Here is a 21,276-nt window from a genome sequence, read left to right as displayed (position 1 = left end):
TGGGCAGGTATGCCTGGGGTCATGCACCCCGGCGGCACTGGCGCCGTTGCGCCGCTCCCGAAAGCCAGAAGATGGAGACATTCCGTGGCCAACCCCCTCGAGAAACTGCTTCGCGCCGGTGAGGGTCGCATCCTCCGGCGGCTCCAGCAGGTGGTGAAGGCCGTCGGCGCGCTGGAGGAGGACTACGAGCACCTCACCGACGAAGAGCTCCGGGGCGAGACCGCCGAGCTCCGCGCCCGCTATGAGGCCGGCGAGACCCTCGACCACCTCATGCCCGAGGCGTTCGCGGCCGTCCGCGAGGCCGCGAAGCGCACCCTCGGGCAGCGCGCCTACGACGTCCAGCTCATGGGCGGTGCGGCACTGCACCTCGGCAACATCGCCGAGATGAAGACCGGTGAGGGCAAGACGCTCACCGGCGCGTTCCCCGTCTACCTCAACGCGATCGCCGGCAAGGGCGTGCACGTCGTCACCGTCAACGACTTCCTCGCGTCGTACCAGTCCGAGCTCATGGGCCGCATCTACCGCGCGCTCGGCATGACGACCGGCACGATCGTCGCGGGCCAGACGCCCGAGGTCCGTCGCGAGCAGTACAACGCCGACATCACGTACGGCACGAACAACGAGTTCGGCTTCGACTACCTGCGCGACAACATGGCGTGGCGCAAGGAGGACCTCGTCCAGCGCGGTCACTTCTACGCGATCGTCGACGAGGTCGACTCGATCCTCATCGACGAGGCGCGCACGCCGCTCATCATCTCGGGGCCGTCGTCGGGCGAGGCGAACCGCTGGTTCGTCGAGTTCGCGAAGATCGCGAAGTCGCTCGAGCCGGGCGTCGACTACGAGGTCGACGAGAAGAAGCGCACCATCGGCGTGCTCGAGCCCGGCATCGAGAAGGTCGAGGACTACCTCGGCATCGACAACCTGTACGAGTCCGCGAACACGCCGCTCATCTCCTTCCTCAACAACTCGATCAAGGCGCTGGCGCTCTTCAAGCGCGACACCGACTACGTCGTGATGAACGACGAGGTCATGATCGTCGACGAGCACACCGGTCGCATCCTGGTCGGGCGCCGCTACAACGAGGGCATCCACCAGGCCATCGAGGCCAAGGAGGCCGTGCCGGTCAAGGCAGAGAACCAGACGCTCGCCACCGTCACGCTGCAGAACTACTTCCGCCTGTACGACAAGCTCGCGGGCATGACCGGTACCGCCGAGACCGAGGCGGCCGAGTTCATGTCGACGTACCAGCTCGGCGTCGTGCCGATCCCGACGAACAAGCCCATGATCCGCAAGGACCAGGCCGACCTCGTCTACAAGAACGAGACGGCGAAGTTCGCCCAGGTCGTCGAAGACATCGCCAAGCGCCACGAGGTCGGCCAGCCGGTGCTCGTCGGCACCGTGAGCGTCGAGAAGAGCGAGTACCTGTCGCGCCTGCTCGCGAAGAAGGGCATCAAGCACGAGGTCCTCAACGCGAAGAACCACGCCCGCGAGGCCGAGATCGTCGCGCGGGCCGGTCGCCTGGGCGCCGTGACCGTCGCGACGAACATGGCCGGTCGAGGCACGGACATCATGCTCGGCGGCAACGCCGAGTTCCTCGCGGTGCAGGAGATGAAGACCAAGGGCCTCGACCCGGTCGAGACGCCCGACGAGTACGAGTCCGAGTGGGACGCGGTGTACGAGTCCACGCGCGACCGCGTCGCCCAGGAGAGCACCAAGGTCGTCGAGGCCGGCGGCCTGTACGTGCTCGGCACCGAGCGCCACGAGTCGCGCCGCATCGACAACCAGCTGCGCGGTCGCTCGGGCCGTCAGGGCGATCCCGGCGAGAGCCGCTTCTACCTGTCGCTCACGGACGACCTCATGCGACTCTTCCAGTCGGGCGCGGCCGAGGCGATCATCGCCCGGACGAACTTCCCCGACGACGTCGCGATCGAGTCGGGTATGGTCACGCGCGCGATCAAGTCGGCGCAGAGTCAGGTCGAGGCGCGCAACGCCGAGATCCGCAAGAACGTCCTCAAGTACGACGACGTCCTGAACCGTCAGCGCGAGGCGATCTACTCCGACCGTCGCCACATGCTGCAGGGCGACGACATCGCCGACCGCGTGCAGCACTTCATCGAAGACGCGATCAACGCCGTGATCGACGACCACACCGGGTCGGGTCACAGCGAGAACTGGGACTTCGACGCGCTGTGGACGGAGCTCAAGACGCTCTACCCCGTAGGTGTCACCATCGACGAGGTCGTGGCCGAGGCCGCGGGCCGCAAGGGCGGCATCACCGCCGACGGGCTCAAGCGCGAGATCCTCTCCGACGCCCGCATCGCCTACGACACGCGCCAGAACACGCTCGGCGAGGCCGCGACGCGCGAGCTCGAGCGCCGAGTGGTCCTCCAGGTGCTCGACCGTCGCTGGCGCGACCACCTCTACGAGATGGACTACCTCAAGGACGGCATCGGCCTGCGTGCGATGGCCCAGCGCGACCCGCTCATCGAGTACCAGCGCGAGGGCTACCAGATGTTCCAGGCGATGATGGGGCAGATCAAGGAGGAGTCGGTCGGCTACCTCTACAACCTCGAGGTCGAGGTGCGCCGCCAGGGCGAGGCCGGCGCCGAGCAGGTCACCCAGGTCGAGGCCAAGGGCCTCGGCGCCCAGCCCGTGGAGGCGCAGCGACTGCAGTACACGGCGTCCAACGACGCCGGCGAGGTCGAGGTGCGCAACGATCGCGGCCAGGTGCAGCAGGCAGCCACGCGCCTGCGCCAGGCCGCTGCCGCTGCCGCCGCCGCTCCTGCCCCGCAGCAGGCGCCCCCCGCCGAGCAGCAGCGCGGCGCATTCGGCCAGCGGACGGATGCCGAGGCACCGGCTGCGCCGGCGGCGCCGCTGAACCGCGCGCAGCGTCGCGCGGCCGAGCAGCGCAAGAAGTGACGCGGATGCCGCGACCCGCGGCATCCATCCTCCGTCTTCGTCCGTGAGACCACAGCCGGCGGACGAGACCTTGGGGTTTCCCCGGGGTCTCGTCCGCCGATTGGTGTTTCACGGGGCGGGCCACCTGGCGGCGATTGGCACCGGTCGGCCGCGGATATCCTGAAGCGATGAGTCCCCTCCGCCCCCTCGATCAGTCGAGCAAGCTCCAGAACGTTCTCTACGAGATCCGCGGGCAGGCACTGGCAGAGGCAGACCGGCTGGAGGACGACGGCCACACGATCCTGAAGCTGAACACGGGCAACCCCGCGGTGTTCGGGTTCGAGGCGCCGTTCCAGATCGTGCGCGACATGATCGAGGCCGTGCCGCACGCGCACGGGTACAGCGACAGCAAGGGCATCATGTCGGCGCGGCGCGCCGTCGTGTCGCGGTACGAGCAGGTGGCCGGGTTCCCGCAGTTCGACCCCGACGACGTCTATCTCGGCAACGGAGTGTCCGAGCTCATCACCATGACCATGCAGGCGCTCCTCGACGAGGGCGACGAGGTGCTCATCCCCGCACCCGACTATCCGCTGTGGACGGCGATGACGAGCCTCGCGGGCGGCACGCCCGTGCACTACCGCTGCGACCCTGACGCCGAGTGGCAGCCCTCGCTGGAAGACATCCGCGAGAAGGTCACGCCGCGCACCAAGGCGATCGTCGTCATCAATCCCAACAACCCGACCGGCGCCGTCTACAGCCGCGAGGTCCTCCAGGGGATCGTCGAGATCGCGCGCGAGAACTCGCTGCTGCTGCTCTCGGACGAGATCTACGACCGCATCCTCTACGACGAGGAGCAGCACATCCCGCTCGCGACGCTCGCGCCCGACCTGCTGTGCCTCACATTCAACGGCCTGTCGAAGACGTACCGCGTCGCGGGCTATCGCTCGGGGTGGCTCGTCATCACCGGACCGAAGAAGCATGCGGCGGGTTTCCTGGAGGGCATCCAGCTGCTCGCGTCCACGCGTCTGTGCCCCAACGTGCCGGCGCAGTACGCCGTGCAGGCCGCGCTGTCCGGCGTCCAGTCGATCGACGCGCTCATCGCGCCCGAGGGACGCCTCCATGAGCAGAGGGATGCGGCGTGGGAGGGCCTCGAGCGCATCCCTGGCGTGACGTGCCTGAAGCCCAAGGGTGCGCTCTACGCGTTCCCACGGCTCGACCCGGACGTGTACGAGATCCGCGACGACGCCAAGCTCGTCTACGACTTCCTCGTCGCCGAGCACGTGCTGCTGGTGCAGGGCACAGGCTTCAACTGGCCGACCCCCGACCACCTGCGCATCGTCACGCTGCCCGAGGCGCGCGTCCTCTCGGAAGCCGTCGAGCGGCTCGGCAACTTCCTCGCGTCGTACAAGCAGTAACAGACGACGTCGGCGGGTCGCGGCGTACGTCAACCCCCTCGTGTGACGGGGGATCGCGTCGTACTTTCTCCCCCATGTCCATCGAACTGAACCAGCCGGCGCTGCGCCATGCGCGTGCGCTCATCCGGGACGGCAAGGTCGTGCGCGATGAACGCGACGATTGGTCGGAGGCCGCGCCGACGGCTGACGAGGAGAACTCCTACATCGAGCGAGAAGGATGGACCGAGTACTCCCACTGGCACATCGGCATCGACCATCGTGAGAACGAGGAGACGAAACAGGCGTACTCGTTCCCGGTGGGCGACTTCACGAAGGTCCACCGGTCCGGGGTGATCTCGGCCGAGAGCCGCGCCGGACAGCACGACCACTACGAGATCCGCGACGCGCTGAGATCTCTGCTCGAACTCATCGACACAGACGACAAGAGCTGACGACGGGACCGGCCGCATCGTCGGGGCCGGTTCCGTCGCCGGGTCGTGGGGGCCTCGCATGCCGCGGCGCCGTCAGACGTTCGCGTGCGACGGCGGCTGCGTCAGGGCGTCGGTCAGAGCAGCGCGAGCGAGGTGGCGCGCCAGCGGCCGTCCATACCCTCGATCCGCACGGCGAGGGCTCGCGTGCGGGCAGGCCCTCGGACGACGACGACCGCCTCGATGATGCCGTCGGCGGGGGAGGACTCGTGCACCGACATGATCGTGTGCACGGGGCGCTTCGCTGCCACACCGCGGGCGCTGCGCGCCCGCGTCGCGAGGTTCGTGCGCGTGACGAGCTTGCGGTAGGCGTCCTCGGTGAGCCAGCGGGCGAGCTGGTCGACCTCGCGGACACCCGCGAAGACCTCGAGCACGCCGACCGTGAGGTTGCGCAGGAACGGCTCCGGAGCGGGGAGCGCTATGGACGGCGTCCGCTGCGGCGCGAAGAACTCTGCGACCTGCGCGCTGCTGCGGGACGCATAGGGTACGCGGGCGGTGCCCGCGGGCGTCGTTGCCATGGGTGCCAATCTCGACAGGGGGATGTCTTCCCGGACAGTAGACCACACAGCGAACTCTCAGGAAAATCCGGCCTGGTCGGCTGTGGATAACTCGCCGGCCGATGGGCCGCGGTGCCCTACTCTCGCTGAGTGCGCTGGGACCGCTTCTTCGACGACCTCGAGGATCAGCTCGCCTCCGAATGGGAGGCCGAGCGTGCCGCGCTCGACACCGAGGCCGAGCGCCTGCGGCTCTCGCGGGTGCAGCTGTCCGAGCGTCTGACGCTGCTCGCCGCCCGCGAGGGAGCGTCGCCGACCGTGGCGTCGTTCGACCTCGCCGATGGTACGACGGTGCGAGCGTCGGTGACCGGCGTGGGCGCGGACTGGGTCGCTCTGGCCCTCGCCGACGGACCGGGGGGTGCGGTGGTCGTGCCGTTCGCCTCGATGGGGGCCATCGGCCTCCCGCACGCCGACCTCCTGCGCACCGCGCGCCCTGCGCCGCCTCGATCGCCCCTGGCCGAACGGCTCACCTTCGGCTTCGTGCTGCGCGACCTCGTGCGCCGCCGGGCGGGGGTCGCCGTGCACCTGGTCTCGGGGCGGGTCCTCACCGGCACGATCGATCGCGCCGGTGCCGACCATCTCGATCTCGCGGTGCACGACCAGGGCGCGCCGCGGCGCGCCGACGCGGTATCGGGCTACCGGCTGGTGCCGTTCGGGGCCATCGCGTGGATCCGCGCCGACGAGGCGCCGGCGATCCCCTGACCGCCGGGTCGCCGCGCGAGGGATGCCGTGCTCAGTCCGGGTGGCGGACGATGCTTCCACCCCACAGCTCGGGGAAGCTGGCGGTCTGGGACTGACGCCAGAGCGCCATGCGCCGAGCCTCCTCGGCCTGGTCGTCGAGGTAGTCCCCGACGCTCGCGGCGTCGATCCGCCAGCGCGCGGGCGCGCCGACACGCAGGCCCCGGAGCCGTCCTTCGTGGACCAGAGCCATGACCTCGTCGACCGAGACGCCGAGCACCTCGCCCACCTGGGCGGGTGCGTAGAGCCGCACGTCGGACGTCGGGTCATCTGACATGCCCCCATTATGGACCTGCCTCCCCAGTGCGGGCTGGGCCCCCTCACCCCTGTGGATAACGCCCGACGGCCTCACGCCGAGTCGGCGACGATGGACGCATGACAGCCGCCCACGACCCCGTCCGCACCCCGCGCCGAGCCTTCTGGGGCGATGCGCGGTTCTTCCTCGGCGTGCTCCTCGTGGCAGCATCCGTCGTCGGCGTGTGGCTCGTCGTGTCGGCCGCGCGCCAGACCGTCCCGGTGTACGCCGCCGCCCACACGATCGTCCCCGGAGAGGCGATCGGGAGCGGCGACCTGAAGGTCGTCGACGTCGCACTCGGGACGCTTGCCGGCACCTACCTCACCGCGGACGACCTCGACGAGCCCGTCGTCGCGACCCGCACGATCGAGGCGGGCGAGCTCGTGCCCGCAGCATCCGTCAGCGATCCCTCCTCCGCGCGCACCACCAGCGTCGTCGTCCGCAGCGCCGTCGACGTGCCGGCGTCGGTCGAGGCGGGCAGCGTCGTCGAGGTCTGGTCGGCCCCGCTGCTCGAGCAGGGGGCGTACGACGAGCCGCGCGTCCTGGTCGCCGACGCCACCGTGGTCTCGGTGACGCGGGACGACTCCATGATCGGCGGCGGTGCGGCCGCCCTCGAACTCGTGATCCCGCGGGCGGACGTGCCGGCGACCCTCGCCGCGATGGCCGACGAGTCCGCGCTCTCCATCGTCCCGACGACGGGTTCCGGCTCGTGAGGGTCGTCGTCGCCGTCGACGACGCCCGGCTCCTCGTCGAGGGGCTGCGGCGCGAGGGGATCGACGTGATCCTCGAGGTCGCGGCATCCGCTCCCGCCCTCGCCGCCGCGGACGGGATGCTGGGCGCCGACGCCGAGACGATGCTCCGGGCCCTCGCCGACGCCGACGCGCTGGTGGTCGCGGTGTCGCGGGCCACGATGTCGCCGACCGTCGTCGCCCTCTGCGACCGTGCCGGCACGCGCGTCGTGCCGCTCGTCGAGGACGCGGCGGGGGAGCGGATCGCGGCGTCGTGCGGCCTGGAGGCCCCGCTGGATCTCCACACCGAGCCCTGGCGGATCGCCGCGGCCCTCGCAGCGACGCCGCGGCCGTCGACGCCGACGACGCCCGCGCGCCCGCAGCCGCGCGTGATCGCGGTGTGGGGTCCTGCCGGCGCCCCCGGGCGGTCCACCGTCGCGACAGAGCTCGCCGTCGAGCTCGCGCGCGGCGGACGCCACGTCGCTCTGGTCGACGCCGACTCGCACGCGCCGTCGCTCGCCCTGACCCTCGGGCTCGCCGACGAGGGCCCCGGATTCGCCGCCGCGTGCCGGCAGGCCGAGTTCGGCGGTCTCGACGCGCGCGAGCTCACCCGCATCGCGGTGCCGCTCGGCCGCACCGGTGTCGACGTTCTCACGGGCATCAACCGGCCCTCCCGCTGGCCCGAGCTGAGCGAGCGGCGTGTGGGCGCCGCCCTCGCCGCCTGCCGCGAGTGGGCCGACTATACGGTCGTCGACGTCTCGTCGTCGCTCGAGCGCGACGAAGAGATCATGAGCGACCTCGACGGGCCGCGACGCAATGCCGCCACCCTCGCCGCGCTGCGCGCCGCAGACCTCGTGGTCGCGGTGGTGGCGGCCGATCCGGTGGGCGTCGCGCGATTCCTGCGCGGGCACGCCGACCTCCGCGCCACCGTCGGTGCGACCCGGGTGGCCGTCGTCGCCAACCGGCTCCGCCCCGGAACCCTCGGCGTCGACGCCCGCGGGCAGGTGCGCCGCACCCTCGACCGCTTCGGCGGCATCGAGGACGTCTGGTTCCTCCCGCAGGACCCGAGATCCGCGGATGCCGCGATCCTCGCGTCTCAGCCCATCGCCGATGTGGCGCCCCGATCGCCCTTCACGCTCGCGCTCCGCCGATTCGTGGGCGAGGCGATCGTGCCCGCTCCTGCCCCGCAGCGCGCCGCGAAGCCGCGGCGCCGGGGCGTCCACCTCACCGGCGCCGGGCGACCCGTGCACACCGACGCCGACGACATGGCACGTGTCGGCGAACGAGTCGTGTGATCATCGCGCTCTAGGCTAGGTCCGTGTCGACCCTCAGCGATCTCGTTTACGCCCAGGGCCGCTCCAGTGAAGAGGACGTGGAGTGGCTGCACCGTCTCGCAGGAGACGGCCAGCTCCTCGCCGATCTGGCGTTCGCCGACATCGTGCTCTGGGTGCCCACCTCCGACGATTCCTTCGTCGCCGTCGCCCACACCCGACCCGGCGGTGCGGCGACGCTCTTCTACCGCGACATCGTCGGCGACCGCGTGCGGCCGCAGTGGCGCACGCAGGTGCGCGAGGCGTTCCAGACGGGCGGCATCGTCGACTCGGCCTCGCCCGACTGGTTCGAGGAGACGCCCACACGCGTGCGTGCGGTGCCGGTCGCGCGCAAGCACGGCAAGGACGCGACGATCATCGGGGTGCTCACCCGCCACACCAACCTCGGCGAGGCGCGCATCCCCTCTCGGCAGCAGATCACCTTCAACGACTGCGCCGACGACCTCTTCGGGATGATCGCGTCGGGGGACTTCCCCGACCTCACCGCACCCACCTCGCCGCGCCGTGGCGCGCCCCGTGCGTCGGATGGACTGGTGCGGCTGGACGTCGACGGGGTGACGACGTTCGCGAGCCCCAATGCACTGTCGGCGTTCAACCGCCTCGGGTTCGACGACGAGCTCGAGGGGGAGTCGCTGGTGGAGGTCGTCACCGGCATCCTCCCTGCGAAGCGCCAGTTCGACGAGTCGCTGCCGGTCGTCGTCACCGGCCGGGCGCCGTGGCGTGCCGACCTGGAGGCCCGCGGCGTGACCGTCTCGCTGCGGACCATTCCGCTGCGCGACCACGGCACGCGCATCGGCGCCATCGTGCTCTGCCGCGACGTCACCGAGATCCGTCATCAGGAGCAGGAACTCATCACCAAGGACGCGACGATCCGCGAGATCCACCACCGCGTCAAGAACAACCTCCAGACGGTCGCGTCGCTGCTGCGCATCCAGGCCCGCCGCTCGCACACCGACGAGGCCCGTGAAGCGCTCACGCAGGCCATGCGCCGGGTCTCGGCCATCGCGGTGGTGCACGACACGCTCTCGGAAGGCCTCGCGCAGAACGTCGACTTCGACGAGGTGTTCGCCCGCGTGCTCAAGCTCGTGGCCGAGGTCGCCGCGGCGCCGAACACACGCGCCAAGACGCACTCAACGGGCCGCTTCGGCACCCTGCCCAGCGAATACGCGACGCCGCTCGCGCTCGCCCTCACCGAACTCGTCACGAACGCCGTCGAGCACGGGCTGGCGGGGCAGGAGGGCGACGTCGAGATCATCGCCGAGCGCACCGACGACCGCCTCGAGGTGCGCGTGCGCGACACCGGCTCCGGCCTCCCCGAGGGTCAGGTCGGTCGCGGCCTCGGCACGCAGATCGTGCGCACCCTCATCCAGGGCGAGCTCGGCGGCACCATCGACTGGCACACCATCATGGGCAGCGGCACGGAGGTCACGATCGACATCCCGCTGCGCTACATCGAGCGCGCCAAGAACTGAGTCTCACGCGCTCATCCTGCGACATGCAGAACGGATGCCGCGGGATGCGGCATCCGTTCTCTGCAGGTTCTCGCTATGAGGCGCGGCGCGCGCGGGCGGCGCGGCGCTTGAGCGCGCGGCGCTCGTCCTCGGAGAGACCGCCCCACACGCCCGAGTCCTGACCGGTCTCGAGGGCGTACTGCAGGCAGATCTCGGTGACGGTGCAGCGTGCGCACACCGACTTGGCCTTCTCGATCTGATCGACGGCCGGACCGGTGTTCCCGACGGGGAAGAACAGTTCGGGGTCGACGGTCAGGCAGGCGGCCTTGTCGCGCCAGTCCATGGTGGTGCTCCTTGTGACAGAGGGGTGGGGAATAAGGGCCCGGTTCGGGTCCGGTACCCTGTGGGATGTGCGAGAAGAATCTCGCCCCACGTCGCTGTGGGAGCACACGGCTTCACCAATCGTCCCATAGCGGTTTACCTGAATCAAGGGTTCATCGGCGGGTTTGTGTAGGACTTGCTGAGTGTTCCCCAGGGGGTGTGGAGGGTTCGCACAAACCGCTGTCGGTGGAAGAAGGAGTCGACGGAGAATGCGGACAAACCTGTCCGGAAGGATCGCCGCCGTGCTGGTCGGGCTCGAGGGACTCGGGCTCGCCGCGCTCACGGTGCGCGAGATCGTCGCGATCGCCTCGGGCGACACTGGCGCGATCGAGAGCGCGATCGCGCTGGCGGTGCTGACCCTCGTCGCCGCTGCCGCGGTCATCGCCTTCGCGTTCGCCATCTGGCGCGGCCAGTCGTGGGGGCGTTCGGGCGGCATCGTCACGCAGCTGCTGATCCTCGCGGTGGCCCTCGGAGCGGCGACGGGCGCGTTCGCCGATCCCGCAGCGGCGCTCGCGCTCGCCGCCCCGGCCGTGGTCGTCCTGGTGCTCCTGGTGCTCGCCGTACGCGACGCCGGCCGGGCGGCGCGCCGGCAGCGCGACGAGGAGGCCGACGGGCAGGCTTCGGGCAGCGCTTAGACGCCCAGGAGCGTCCGCACGCGCGCGACGTGGCCGGTGGCGCGCACGTTGTACAGCGCGTGCGTGAGACGGCCCTTCTCGTCGATGACGAAGGTGGAGCGGATGACGCCCATGAAGGTCTTGCCGTAGTTCATCTTCTCGCCCCATGCGCCGTACTTCTCGAGCACCTTGTGGCCGGGATCGCTCAGCAGGTCGTACGTCAGGCCGTCGCGCTCCCGGAACCGGCGGAGCTTCTCGGGCTCGTCGGGAGAGATGCCCAGCACCGTGTACCCGGCCGCCTGCAGCGGGGCGAGGCTGTCGCGGAAGTCGCACGCCTCCTTGGTGCAGCCGGGCGTCATCGCCGCCGGATAGAAGAACAGGATCACGCGCCCGCCCCGCAGGTCCTTCAGCGTCACGGCCCGCTCGTCCTGGTCGACGAGGGTGAAGGCGGGGGCGAGGGAGCCGGGTTCGAGGCGTGTCGTGGTCACCGTCCCACTCTAGGCGCCGTGCTCCTGGCCCTTCTTGGCGAACGTCTCGAGCAGTCGCTGCAGTGAGTCGAGTCGGGCGGCGCCGCCGGGGCCCAGCCGGCCCTCCTCGACGGCCTCGACGATGGCGCAATCCGGCGCGTCGGGGAGGTGCGTGCACCCGCGAGGGCACTCCTCGGCGATCGCGTCGAGGTCGGAGAAGGCCCGCAGGATGTTCGCGGGATCGACGTGGCCGAGGCCGAACGAACGCACGCCGGGGGTGTCGATGACCCAGCCGTTGCCGCCTTCGCCGCGGTAGCGCAGCGACACGGTCGAGCTGGATGTGTGCCGCCCACGACCGGTCACGACGTTGACGTGGCCGGTGGCGCGCTTCGCATCGGGCACGAGCGCGTTGACGAGCGTCGACTTGCCGACGCCCGAGTGTCCGACGAAGACCGTCGAGTGGCCGACGAGCGCCGCGCCGACGCGCTCGAGCGGCATCTCCTCCCGCCCGCTCGTGAACACCTCGAGGTCGAGGCCTTCGAAGTGCGCGAGGAACTCCGCCGGGTCGGCGAGGTCGGTCTTGGTGACGACGAGGAGAGGGCGGATGCCGGCATCCAGCGCCGCGACGAGGTAGCGGTCGACGAGCCGCGGGCGCGGCTCGGGGTCCGCCGCGGCGACCACGACGAGCATCTGGTCGGCGTTGGCGACGACCACGCGCTCGACCTGGTCGGTGTCATCGGCGCTGCGTCTGAGCAGCGAGGTGCGCTCCTCGATGCCGACGATGCGCCCCAGTGTGCCGTCGTCGCCCGACGCGTCGCCGACGACGCGAGCGCGGTCGCCCGTCACGATCGGCGTCTTGCGCAGTTCGCGCGCCCGGGCGGCGAGCGCCGTGCGCTCGGTCGGCAGGTCCTCGTCGACCAGCACGGTGTACCGGCCGCGGTCGACGCCCAGCACGCGCGCGATCTCGGCGTCGCTGTGGGCCGGGCGGCGTTTCGTCCGGGGGCGGTTGGCCTTCGGATTGGGCCGCACGCGCACGTCGGCCTCGTCGAACTCCGGCTCGTCGTCGTCGAGGTCGTCGAGCCAGCTCACGGTGTCGTCCCGCTCATCGAGTCATCCCGGATCGGTTCACGCTGGTCATCCCGATCGCTCCGCGAAGGTGTCCACGCGCCCTCTCACGAGACGCGCATCGTCTCCTCGGAGACCCCGCCGTCGGCGTGCTCGCCGTCGAGCATCCGCTGCCAGATCTGCGGGAACTCGGGCATGGTCTTCGCGGTCGTGCCGATGTCGTCGACCTCGACCCCGGGCACGGCCAGGCCGATCAGGGCGCCCGTGGTCGCCATGCGGTGGTCGTGGTACGCGTGCCAGGTTCCGCCGTGGAGAGGGCGGGGGACGATGCGGATGCCGTCGGGCAGCTCCTCGGCCTCGCCGCCGAGGCCGCGCAGCTCGGCGACGAGCGCCGCGATGCGGTCGGTCTCGTGGCCGCGGATGTGACCGATGCCGTGCAGGGTCGAGGGGGAGTCCGCGAAGGCGGCGAGCGCGAAGATGGTGGGCGTCAGCTCGCCGGCGGCCGACAGATCGAGATCGACCCCCTGGATGCCGGCTCCGGCGGTCACGGTGAGCGCGCCGCCGCGGCGCACCACGCGGGCGCCCATGAGCGACAGGATCTCGGTGAGCATCGCGCCCGGCTGGGTGGAGTGCGCGGGCCAGCCGGTGACCGACACCGCACCGCCGGCCACCATGGCCGCAGCCAGGAACGGCGCTGCGTTCGAGAGGTCGGGCTCGATCGCGACGTCCTTGCCGCGGATCGGACCGGCCGGCACGATCCACTCGCCCACGCCTGGGCGCTCGACGTGCACGCCGCGGTGCCCGAGGGCTTCGACGGTCATGTCGATGTGCGGGATGCTCGGCAGCCGCTCGCCGGCGTGACGCAGCTGCAGCCCGACGTCGAAGCGCGGCGCCGCGAGCAGGAGACCGGAGACGAACTGGCTCGACGCGCTGGCGTCGATCGTCACCTCGCCGCCGCGGACGTGGCCGTGGCCGCGGATGATGAACGGGAGCGCCCAGTGGCCGCCGTCGTCGATGTCGACGCCGACGTCGCGGAGCGCCGTGATCATGGCGCCCATCGGGCGGTGCAGCGCGCTCTCGTGCGCCGTGAGGGTGACGTCGCCGCGGGCGAAGCCCCCGAGGCCGGCCACGAACCGCATGACGGTGCCCGCCTGCCCGCAGTCCACGACGGTGTCGCCGCGCAGCGGCCACACCGGTGTCACCTCGATGTCGTCGCCGTACAGTCCGTTGCCTTCGACGAGCTCGATGCCGACGCCGAGCGAGCGCAGCGCGTCGATCATGCGGGCGGAGTCGTCGGAGTGCAGCGGCGCGATCAGGCGGCTCGGGGCGTCCGCGAGGGCGGCCAGGATCAGCTCCCGGTTCGTCAGCGATTTCGACCCGGGGACGGTCACCGTGGCGTGCAGTGCTCCGTCCGCGACAGGCGCGGGCCAGGGGCCGCGCTCGATCGGCGCGGAGGGCGGGGAATACGCGTCGGCTGTCATCGGGTTCTACCCTACTGAACCCGGTGGGCACGAGCCGGGAGCAACCTACTGAGCGGAGCCGGATGTTCGCCACCCTCGAGCGTCTCGATCGTGAGGCGCCCCTCCTCGCAGAGCGCGACGCGCCTCTTTCAGGCGGCCTGGAACAGGCCGCCGTAGACTGGCGCGTGATGAGCGACTCGACCGACCAGGCTGCCGAGGCGGACCGCGATCAGGATCCCCGCGCGCAGTTCGAAGAGCAGGCGCTGCCCTTCATGGACCAGCTGTACGCCGCGGCCATGCGCATGACCCGCAACCCCGCCGATGCGGCTGATCTCGTGCAGGAGACCTTCGTCAAGGCGTTCGCCTCGTGGAAGACCTTCACGCAGGGCACCAACCTCAAGGCGTGGCTGTACCGCATCCTGACGAACACCTATATCAACACCTACCGCAAGAAGCAGCGCGAGCCGTATCAGGGCACGATCGACGACCTCGAGGACTGGCAGCTCGGCGGTGCCGAGTCGACCACCGCGACGAGCACCCGCTCGGCCGAGGCCGAGGCGATCGACCACATGCCCGCGTCGGTCGTGAAGGACGCGCTGCAGTCCATCCCGGAGGACTTCCGGCTGGCGGTGTACCTCGCCGACGTCGAGGGCTTCGCCTACCAGGAGATCGCCGACATCATGAAGACCCCCATCGGCACGGTCATGAGCCGTCTGCATCGTGGCAGGCGGATGCTGCGTGAACTGCTGGCCGACTACGCAAAAGAGCGCGGCATCACCCCCGCCGCCACGAGGAGCACGAAATGACCGACTGCGGCTGTGAGAAGGCGCGGCGCGACCTGGAGGAGTACCTGCGCCACGAGGTCTGCAAGACCGAGCAGAGCGACATCGCCGAGCACCTGGCCAACTGCGAGGGCTGCCGCGACGAGGCGCTCGTCGCGACCACGCTGACCGAGGTGCTCGCCCGGGCGTGCAAGGAGAGCGCGCCCGAAGAGCTGCGGGATCAGGTGCTGGCCAAGCTGCGGGCGGTCCAGGCGGCGCACTGACGCCGCTGCCCGCCGGGTCACCCCGCGGGCGTGAAGATCGTGAGCGCGCCGGGCGCCACGTCGACGGTCACAGGCAGCGCGCCGATCGGGTCGCCGTCGGCGTACGCCGTGACCCCCGGTGACGACAACCGCACCGAGCGCACACGTCGCATCGCGACCTCCGACACGCCCGCGTGCGTGCCCTTGTACACCCGGGGGAGGAGCCGCAGCAGGCGCAGTCTCCCGGCGGGACGCACGAGCACGACGTCGAGCAGGCCGTCGGCCGGGTCGGCATCGGGACAGATCGGGATGCCGCCGCCATACGTGCGCCCGTTGCCGACGGTCGCCATCACGAGGTCGCCGCCCACGTGTTCGCGCGTGCCGTCGGCGAGTTCGAGCTCGACCTCGTACGGGATGCCGGCGAGCGTCAGGAACTCGACGAGGATCGCGATGTTGTAGCGCGAGCCGCCGCGCGGCCAGCGCATCGCGTTGGCGCGGTCGTTGACCTTGGAGTCGAACCCGCTCGCGAGCACCGATCCGAAGTACCGCGTCGATCCGTCCTCGCGGGTGACGCGAGCCAGGTCGATCGCCCGGGTGACGCCCGCGGCGATGGCGTCGGCCGCCGCGGTGGCGTCGAGCTCGCGCAGCCCCAGCGTCGCCGCGAAGTCGTTGCCGGTGCCCGACGGCACGATGCCGAGCGGGATGCCGGTGCCGGCGACCTCCTGGATCGCGAGGTTCACGGTGCCGTCGCCGCCGGCGACGACGACCGCGTCCACGCCCACCCCGATCGCGGTCCGCAGGAGTGCGGACGACTCCGCCGCGCTGCCACCGCTCAGGATCGACGTCTGGACGCCGTGCGCGCGAAGGCGCTCGGCGGCGCTGGTCGCGGCACCGGTGTGGGCGCCTGCCCGCGCCGCGGGGTTGACGAGCAGCGCGACCTTCATGGGCGCTCCGTCGCAGAGGCGGCCGGTTCGACCAGTGCGCCGGGGTTCATGATCCCGCGCGGGTCGAGCACGTTCTTCACCGCGCGCAGCACCTGCACGCCGAGGGGTCCGATCTCGGCCTCGAGATACGGCCGATGATCGCGCCCCACGGCGTGATGGTGGGTGATCGTGCCGTGGGCGTCGCCGATCGCGCGGGACGCGGCATCCTTCGCCCTCATCCACTGGGTCTCTGGATCGTCGGTGAGCGCGGCGACCACCGTGAAGTAGAGCGACGCGCCCGCCGGGTACACGTGCGAGATGTGGCACAGCACGAGGGGCTTCGTGCCTGCGGCGGCGAGGCTCGCGGTGAGCGCGGCGGTGACCGCGGCCTTGAGGGCGGGCAGGTTCGCCCACGTCGTCGCGGTCTCGAGGGTCTCGGCGAGGACGCCGATGTCCATGAGGGTGTCGCGCAGCGCGGGCGAGGCGAAGCGGCCGCGCTCCCACGACCGCGCCGGGTCCTCACCTCGCGACGTCGCGCCGTGCGCGCGGAAGACCGCGTCGAGCGCATCGCGTGTCGCCTCGGCCTCGGCGGACGTCGCGCCCTCGAAGGTGGCGACGGCGAGGCATCCGCGCATCCGCGTGAGGTGCCCGCCCATCGCTGCGTTCACCCGCGTCTCGGTCTCGTCGCTCAGCCGCAGGACGGTGGGACGGATGCCGCGCTGCGTGGCTTCGCGGAACGCCGACGCCCCCGCGGCGAAATCGGGGAACGACCAGGCGCGGTACGCGGTCGCCGCGGGGACCGGGCGGATCCGCACGGTCACCTCGGTGAGGACGCCGAAGGCGCCCTCCGAGCCCAGGAACAGCTCGCGCAGGTCGGGGCCGGCGGCGCTCGCGGGGGAGCGCCCGAGGTCGAGGTCTCCCGCCGGAGTGGCGACGCGCAGCGCGTGGACGAGGTCGTCGAAGCGGCCGTAGCCGCGCGAGGCCTGGCCGCTCGACCGCGTCGCCGCGTACCCGCCGAGGGAGGCGTACAGGAAGCTCTGCGGGAAGTGCCCGAGCGTGTAGCCGCGGGTGCCGAGAAGCTCCTCGGCCTGAGGACCGGTCGTGCCGGCGCCGAACGTCGCGAGAAGCGCCACCTCGTCGAGCGCGAGGAGCGCCGCGGTGCGGCTGAGGTCGAGGGCGATCACGGCGCGCTGCGCGCCGCGCACGGGGTCGACGCCGCCTACGACCGACGTGCCCCCGCCGAAGGGCACGACGGCGATGCCGCGCTCGCCGCACACGCGGAGCACGGCGGCGACCTCGGAGTGATCCGCGGGCGAGACCACCGCGTCGGGAGCGGCCTGCAGGTCGTCGAGCCGGCGGCGCAGCAGGTCGGGCGTGCTCTTGCCCCCGAGGTGCATCATGCGCACCGCATCGTCACGCGTCGCCGCGTCGGCGCCGACCACGCCGGCCAGTGCCGCGAGGTCGCCGTCGGGCAGCAGCGAGGGCGTGAGGACGGGCGCGGTGCGGCGCGCAACGGGGTGCGCCTTGCCCGGCAGCAGCGTCGCGACGATCGCCTTCGCGGCCGTAGGCAGACGCGCGGGCTCCGACCCCCAGGCGTCCCACTCGCCGCGGGGGCGGGGCGTCGGGACGGCGAGCGGACGCACCGGGTCGCTCGAGGGATCGGTGGGCACCGTCGCAGCCATGGCGACAGTATGACACATTCTGTATGGTTGTCACATGGCCGATGGAGTGCCCGATACCGAGACCGCGATCCTCGACGCCGCGCTCGCCGAGGTGCTGGCGCACGGCATCCGCCGGACGACGGCCTCCGACATCGCACGGCGCTGCGGGATCGCCCGCCAGACGCTCTATCGCTACTGGCCCGACGCGCAGGCGGTGTTCGCCGCGCTCGTGACGCGCGAGCTCGTCGCGGCGCTTCCCGCCGAGGCCGGGGATTCCGCCGACCTCGGCGAGCTCGTCGCACTGCTCGTCGAGACCGCCGACCGCGTGCGACGTCTTCCCCTCGTCGACCGGCTCCGCGACACCGATCCCGAGCTGTTCGCCCGGTACATCCTCGATCGGCTCGGCACGAGCCAGCGGGCGATCCACGCCGAGACCGCCCGGCGCATCGCCGCGGGCCAGCGTGCCGGCTTCGTACGCGCGGGCGAGCCGCCGCAGCTGGCGGCCATGGTGCTGCTCGTGGCGCAGTCGGCGGTGCAGTCGGCGCCGCTCGTCGCCGAGTGGCTGCCCGAGGGCGCGTGGCGCGCCGAACTCGTGCACGCGCTGCGCGGCTACCTCGCACCGGCCGTGGGGGAGCAGCGATGACGACGCGCATCGTGGGACGCACGCCCGGATCGTCCGCGCTCTCGGCGGGCCGGCGCTCGCGCGAGCTCGACGCACTCGCCGACCGCGGCGAGATCGACGTGCTCGTCATCGGCGGCGGCATCACCGGAGCCGGGATCGCGCTGGATGCCGCGAGCCGGGGCCTGCGCACGGTTCTGGTCGAACGGCACGACCTCGCGCACGGCACCAGCCGCTTCAGCTCCAAGCTCGTGCACGGCGGCCTGCGGTACCTCGCGTCGGGCCAGATCGGGATCGCGCACGAGAGTGCGACAGAGCGTCACATCCTCCTCACCCGGACGGCGCCGCACCTCACGCGCGCGCTGGCGCAGGTCGTGCCACTGCACGACCCCGGGCACCTCGCGCGCGGTGCGTACATCGGCATGGGCTACGAGCTCGGCGACGGCCTGCGCCGCGCGGTCGGAACCCCCGGGTCGCTGCTGCGGCCGCCCGGCCCGATCGGCCGCGACGCCACCCTCGCGCTCGCGCCCGCCGTTCGCGCCGAGGGGCTCCGCGGCGGGGTGCGGGGCTGGGACGGACAGCTCATCGACGACGCCCGGCTCGTCGTCGCCGTCGCGCGGACGGCCGCCGGGTACGGGGCATCCGTCCTCACCCGTGTCGAGGCCGTCTCGGTCACCGGACGCGAGGCGACCCTGCGCGACCTCGTGACGGGCGAGACGCTCCATGTGCACGCGCGCGCCGTCGTGAGCGCGACGGGTGTGTGGGCGGGAGATCTCGACCGCGACGTCCGCCTGCGGCCGAGCCGCGGCACGCACCTCGTGGTGTCGACGGCCCGCCTCGGCGGTTCGGACGTGTCGCTCACCGTGCCGGTCCCCGGGTCGTCGAGCCGCTTCGTCTTCACTCTGCCGGCGCAGCACGGTCGCACCTACATCGGCCTCACGGACGTGCCCGCCGACGGGCCGATCCCCGACGTCGCGCACGCGACCGAGGCCGAGATCGACATGCTCCTCGGCACGGTCAACACCGTGCTGGAGGAGCCCCTCGTCCGCGCCGACGTGCTCTCCACCTTCGCCGGCCTGCGGCCGCTGCTCGCCGGCGGCGACGACCACGACACCAGCGACCTGTCGCGCCGTCACGCGATCATCGAGTCCTCCAGCGGCGTGCTCAGCATCGTCGGGGGCAAGCTCACGACGTACCGGCGGATGGCGGAGGACGCCGTCGATGCCGTGATCCGGCGCGACCCCGGGTTCGCCTCCCGCCCGTCGCGAACGCGTTCGATCCCGCTCGTCGGCGCGTGGCCGCGGCACCGTCTCGGCGAGATCGCCGCGGCGCCGCGTCTGGTGCGCCGGTTCGGTGCCGAGGCGCCCTACGCCGCCGCCCTCCCGAAGGGTCCGGCCGCCGCGTGCGGCGTGACGGCCCAGGAGCTGCAGTGGGGGGTCGCGGTCGAGGGCGCCCTGAGCGTCGCCGACCTCCTCGACCGGCGTACCCGCCTCGGTCTCGTCGAGACCGACCGTGAGCAGTCGACGGATGCCGCCACCGCCGCCTTCGCGCGCGCGGGTGTCGAGCCGATCGAGGCCTGAGCCGCAGCTCGCAACCGATCCTCGGTTGAGGAGCATTGCCGATGTGAGGGGCGACATGCCCTGATTCGGTCCGCATCTCGGAGCAGAACCTCGTGTGAGGAACGTCCGTACGCGGGTTGGCAGGAATCCGCTCCAGGACGGCGGCGCAGGCGGGTCGGGGTGTCGCACGTCCCCCTCACACTGGAACGGTGACTCACAGCGGAACCCACGGCGGACTCGGCGTCGTCCAGGGCACGGCGCTCTACATCGCGTCGGTGCTCGGAACCGGGCTCCTCGTGCTTCCCGGCCTCGCGGCCGACGTGGCGGGTCCGGCGTCCATCGTCTCGGTGCTGGCGGTCATCGTGCTCGCCGTGCCGCTGGCGGGCACCTTCGCCGCCCTGGCCGCGCGCTACCCCGATCCGGGCGGCGTCGCCAGCTACGTGCGCCGCGCGCTCGGTCGCACGGCCGCCCGCGCGACCGGCTACTGGTTCTACTTCGGCGTGGCCGCGGGGTTCCCGGTGCTGGCGGTCCTCGGCGCCGAGTACCTGAGCGCGATCCTGCACATCGACCGCGTCGCCGTGCCCATCCTGGTGTTCGCGATCCTCATCCCGCCGTTCGCCGTCAACATGCTGGGTGTGCGGGTCGCCGGCTGGGTGCAGTTCGTCCTCACCGGCCTCCTCGTCGGCATCGTCGTCTTCGTCGTCGCCACGGCCTTCCCCGCCGTCGAGGGGTCGAGCTTCACGCCGTTCCTGCCCCACGGCTGGTCGGGCGTCGGCACGGCGATCAGCCTCTTCGTCTGGGCGTTCGCGGGCTGGGAGGTCGGCACGCACATCTCGGGGGAGTTCCGCGACCCGCGCCGCAGCATCCCGATCGCCACCGCCATCGCGCTCGTCGTGACCGGGCTCGCGTACCTGCTGCTGCAGGTCGTGACCGTGGGCGTGCTCGGCGAGGACGCGGGCGCCGGTGCCGTGCCGCTGCTCTCGCTCGCCGAGGCGGTGGCGCCCGGATTCGGTCCGACGGCGATCGGCGCCGTCGCCGCGATCGTGGTGCTGGGCGTGATGAACGCCTACCTCGCCGCGTTCGGCAAGCTGGGCGCGTCGCTCGCGTCGTCGGGCGATCTGCCCCGGGTGCTCGCGCCCGGTGCCGAGTCGGGTGGAGTGCCTCGGCGCGCCCTGATGCTGACGTTCGTGATCGCGATGGTCTACTGCACGATCGCGCTCGCGACCGGCGGCGACCTGCAGACGTTCATCCTCATCCACACCAGCAACATGGTGTCGATCTACGCCGCCGGCATGATCGCGGCGACGCTGATCCTGCCGCGCTTCACGGCGGGCTGGTTCATGGCGGTCGTCGCGGCCGTCCTGTCGGTGGGCCTGCTGCTCCTGGCCGGAGCGAATCTGCTCCCCGCCGCCGCGCTCGCGCTCGCCGCGATCCTCGTGACGGTCGGGAAGCGGCTGCGGCGCTCGTCGCGGCAGGCGGTCGCGCTCGGCGGCGAGACCGTGGCAGCAGAAGCCGCAGACCCCGGGTCCATCGTCGAGGTGAAGACGACGGCGGTCCCGGCAGAACGCAGTTCGGCCCTGGAATCCTCAGCGCAGGGCTGAGTCCTCCAGGGCCGGACCGGCGGAG

21 protein-coding genes are annotated in these 21,276 nt (G+C 71.8%); 13 read left to right on the top strand and 8 right to left on the bottom strand.

What is annotated here, in order from left to right; translation table 11 throughout:
- Positions 1–84 precede the first annotated feature (84 nt).
- The 3 genes from secA (at position 85) to ASF40_RS14940 (ending at position 4,744) form a co-directional block, all read left to right on the top strand.
- Complete coding sequence (secA, locus tag ASF40_RS14950; RefSeq protein ID WP_056370446.1) at positions 85–2,919, top strand: preprotein translocase subunit SecA; 2,835 nt, start codon at positions 85–87, stop codon at positions 2,917–2,919.
- A 167-nt stretch (positions 2,920–3,086) separates the two neighbouring features.
- Complete coding sequence (locus ASF40_RS14945) at positions 3,087–4,313, top strand: pyridoxal phosphate-dependent aminotransferase (RefSeq protein ID WP_056370445.1); 1,227 nt, start codon at positions 3,087–3,089, stop codon at positions 4,311–4,313.
- A 74-nt stretch (positions 4,314–4,387) separates the two neighbouring features.
- Complete coding sequence (locus ASF40_RS14940; protein ID WP_056370443.1) at positions 4,388–4,744, top strand: hypothetical protein; 357 nt, start codon at positions 4,388–4,390, stop codon at positions 4,742–4,744.
- Positions 4,745–4,857: 113 nt separating this feature from the next.
- Here ASF40_RS14940 and ASF40_RS14935 read toward each other — a convergent pair whose 3' ends face one another.
- Positions 4,858–5,298 carry an Rv3235 family protein gene (locus tag ASF40_RS14935; RefSeq protein WP_056370441.1) on the bottom strand — a complete coding sequence of 147 codons (441 nt, stop codon included), beginning with the start codon at positions 5,296–5,298 and terminating at the stop codon, positions 4,858–4,860.
- 129 nt (positions 5,299–5,427) lie between these two features.
- Between ASF40_RS14935 and ASF40_RS14930 the strand changes: the two genes are divergently transcribed.
- Complete coding sequence (locus ASF40_RS14930) at positions 5,428–6,036, top strand: hypothetical protein (protein WP_056370439.1); 609 nt, start codon at positions 5,428–5,430, stop codon at positions 6,034–6,036.
- Between the two features lie 31 nt (positions 6,037–6,067).
- On the opposite strand, the gene ASF40_RS14925 is transcribed toward ASF40_RS14930, so the two are convergent.
- Positions 6,068–6,349 carry an excisionase family DNA-binding protein gene (locus ASF40_RS14925; protein ID WP_056370437.1) on the bottom strand — a complete coding sequence of 94 codons (282 nt, stop codon included), beginning with the start codon at positions 6,347–6,349 and terminating at the stop codon, positions 6,068–6,070.
- Between the two features lie 98 nt (positions 6,350–6,447).
- On the opposite strand from ASF40_RS14925, the gene ASF40_RS14920 reads away from it, so the two are divergent.
- Genes ASF40_RS14920 through ASF40_RS14910 form a run of 3 tightly spaced genes read left to right on the top strand, consistent with a single transcriptional unit; the run spans position 6,448 to position 9,898 of the window.
- The gene (locus tag ASF40_RS14920; RefSeq protein ID WP_056370436.1) at positions 6,448–7,080 is read left to right on the top strand and encodes an SAF domain-containing protein; all 633 of its coding nucleotides are present in this window, start codon (positions 6,448–6,450) and stop codon (positions 7,078–7,080) included.
- Entirely contained in the window at positions 7,077–8,390 is a 1,314-nt protein-coding gene (locus ASF40_RS14915; protein WP_082497091.1) for an AAA family ATPase, read from the top strand. Before ASF40_RS14920 ends, ASF40_RS14915 begins: the two co-directional genes overlap by 4 nt.
- A gap of 23 nt (positions 8,391–8,413) precedes the next feature.
- Positions 8,414–9,898, top strand: a complete 1,485-nt coding sequence (locus ASF40_RS14910) for a sensor histidine kinase (RefSeq protein ID WP_056370434.1) — start codon at positions 8,414–8,416, stop codon at positions 9,896–9,898.
- Positions 9,899–9,971: 73 nt separating this feature from the next.
- Here the strand turns inward: ASF40_RS14910 and ASF40_RS14905 are convergent, their stop codons facing one another.
- Complete coding sequence (locus tag ASF40_RS14905; protein WP_018171995.1) at positions 9,972–10,220, bottom strand: WhiB family transcriptional regulator; 249 nt, start codon at positions 10,218–10,220, stop codon at positions 9,972–9,974.
- 247 nt (positions 10,221–10,467) lie between these two features.
- On the opposite strand from ASF40_RS14905, the gene ASF40_RS14900 reads away from it, so the two are divergent.
- Entirely contained in the window at positions 10,468–10,893 is a 426-nt protein-coding gene (locus tag ASF40_RS14900; RefSeq protein WP_056370433.1) for a hypothetical protein, read from the top strand.
- Here ASF40_RS14900 and bcp read toward each other — a convergent pair.
- The 3 genes from bcp to aroA form a co-directional block, all read right to left on the bottom strand.
- Positions 10,890–11,360: a thioredoxin-dependent thiol peroxidase gene (gene bcp / locus ASF40_RS14895; protein WP_056370430.1), complete on the bottom strand. Its 471-nt coding sequence runs from the start codon at positions 11,358–11,360 to the stop codon at positions 10,890–10,892. The two genes, ASF40_RS14900 and bcp, sit on opposite strands and share 4 nt — an antisense overlap.
- Before the next feature lie 9 nt (positions 11,361–11,369).
- Entirely contained in the window at positions 11,370–12,428 is a 1,059-nt protein-coding gene (rsgA, locus tag ASF40_RS14890) for a ribosome small subunit-dependent GTPase A (RefSeq protein WP_056370428.1), read from the bottom strand.
- Positions 12,429–12,511: 83 nt separating this feature from the next.
- Positions 12,512–13,885, bottom strand: a complete 1,374-nt coding sequence (gene aroA, locus ASF40_RS14885; protein ID WP_056370426.1) for a 3-phosphoshikimate 1-carboxyvinyltransferase — start codon at positions 13,883–13,885, stop codon at positions 12,512–12,514.
- 167 nt (positions 13,886–14,052) lie between these two features.
- On the opposite strand from aroA, the gene ASF40_RS14880 reads away from it, so the two are divergent.
- The gene (locus tag ASF40_RS14880; RefSeq protein ID WP_056371499.1) at positions 14,053–14,670 is read left to right on the top strand and encodes a sigma-70 family RNA polymerase sigma factor; all 618 of its coding nucleotides are present in this window, start codon (positions 14,053–14,055) and stop codon (positions 14,668–14,670) included.
- Complete coding sequence (locus ASF40_RS14875) at positions 14,667–14,909, top strand: zf-HC2 domain-containing protein (RefSeq protein ID WP_045297433.1); 243 nt, start codon at positions 14,667–14,669, stop codon at positions 14,907–14,909. Before ASF40_RS14880 ends, ASF40_RS14875 begins: the two co-directional genes overlap by 4 nt.
- A 17-nt stretch (positions 14,910–14,926) precedes the next feature.
- Here ASF40_RS14875 and ASF40_RS14870 read toward each other — a convergent pair whose 3' ends face one another.
- Together ASF40_RS14870 and ASF40_RS14865 are read right to left on the bottom strand one after the other, a co-directional pair.
- Positions 14,927–15,832 (bottom strand): diacylglycerol kinase, encoded by a 906-nt coding sequence (locus ASF40_RS14870; protein WP_056370424.1) that lies wholly within the window; start codon positions 15,830–15,832, stop codon positions 14,927–14,929.
- Positions 15,829–17,493 (bottom strand): FAD-binding oxidoreductase, encoded by a 1,665-nt coding sequence (locus tag ASF40_RS14865; protein ID WP_082497090.1) that lies wholly within the window; start codon positions 17,491–17,493, stop codon positions 15,829–15,831. Before ASF40_RS14865 ends, ASF40_RS14870 begins: the two co-directional genes overlap by 4 nt.
- Before the next feature lie 34 nt (positions 17,494–17,527).
- Here ASF40_RS14865 and ASF40_RS14860 point away from each other — a divergent pair, with 34 nt between their 5' ends.
- The 3 genes from ASF40_RS14860 (at position 17,528) to ASF40_RS14850 (ending at position 21,251) form a co-directional block, all read left to right on the top strand.
- A complete protein-coding gene (locus tag ASF40_RS14860) occupies positions 17,528–18,115 on the top strand; it encodes a TetR/AcrR family transcriptional regulator (protein WP_056370423.1) in 588 nt (195 codons plus the stop codon).
- A complete protein-coding gene (locus tag ASF40_RS14855) occupies positions 18,112–19,671 on the top strand; it encodes a glycerol-3-phosphate dehydrogenase/oxidase (protein ID WP_056370421.1) in 1,560 nt (519 codons plus the stop codon). The genes ASF40_RS14860 and ASF40_RS14855 overlap by 4 nt, the downstream gene beginning before the upstream one ends.
- A 188-nt stretch (positions 19,672–19,859) precedes the next feature.
- A complete protein-coding gene (locus ASF40_RS14850; RefSeq protein ID WP_082497089.1) occupies positions 19,860–21,251 on the top strand; it encodes an APC family permease in 1,392 nt (463 codons plus the stop codon).
- The last annotated feature ends 25 nt before the right edge of the window (positions 21,252–21,276 follow it).

The organism is Microbacterium sp. Leaf288, from assembly GCF_001422925.1.
Taxonomy (GTDB): Bacteria; Actinomycetota; Actinomycetes; order Actinomycetales; family Microbacteriaceae; genus Microbacterium.
Note: the sequence above shows the minus strand (reverse complement) of the source record. Positions and strands in the feature narration are given on the sequence as shown.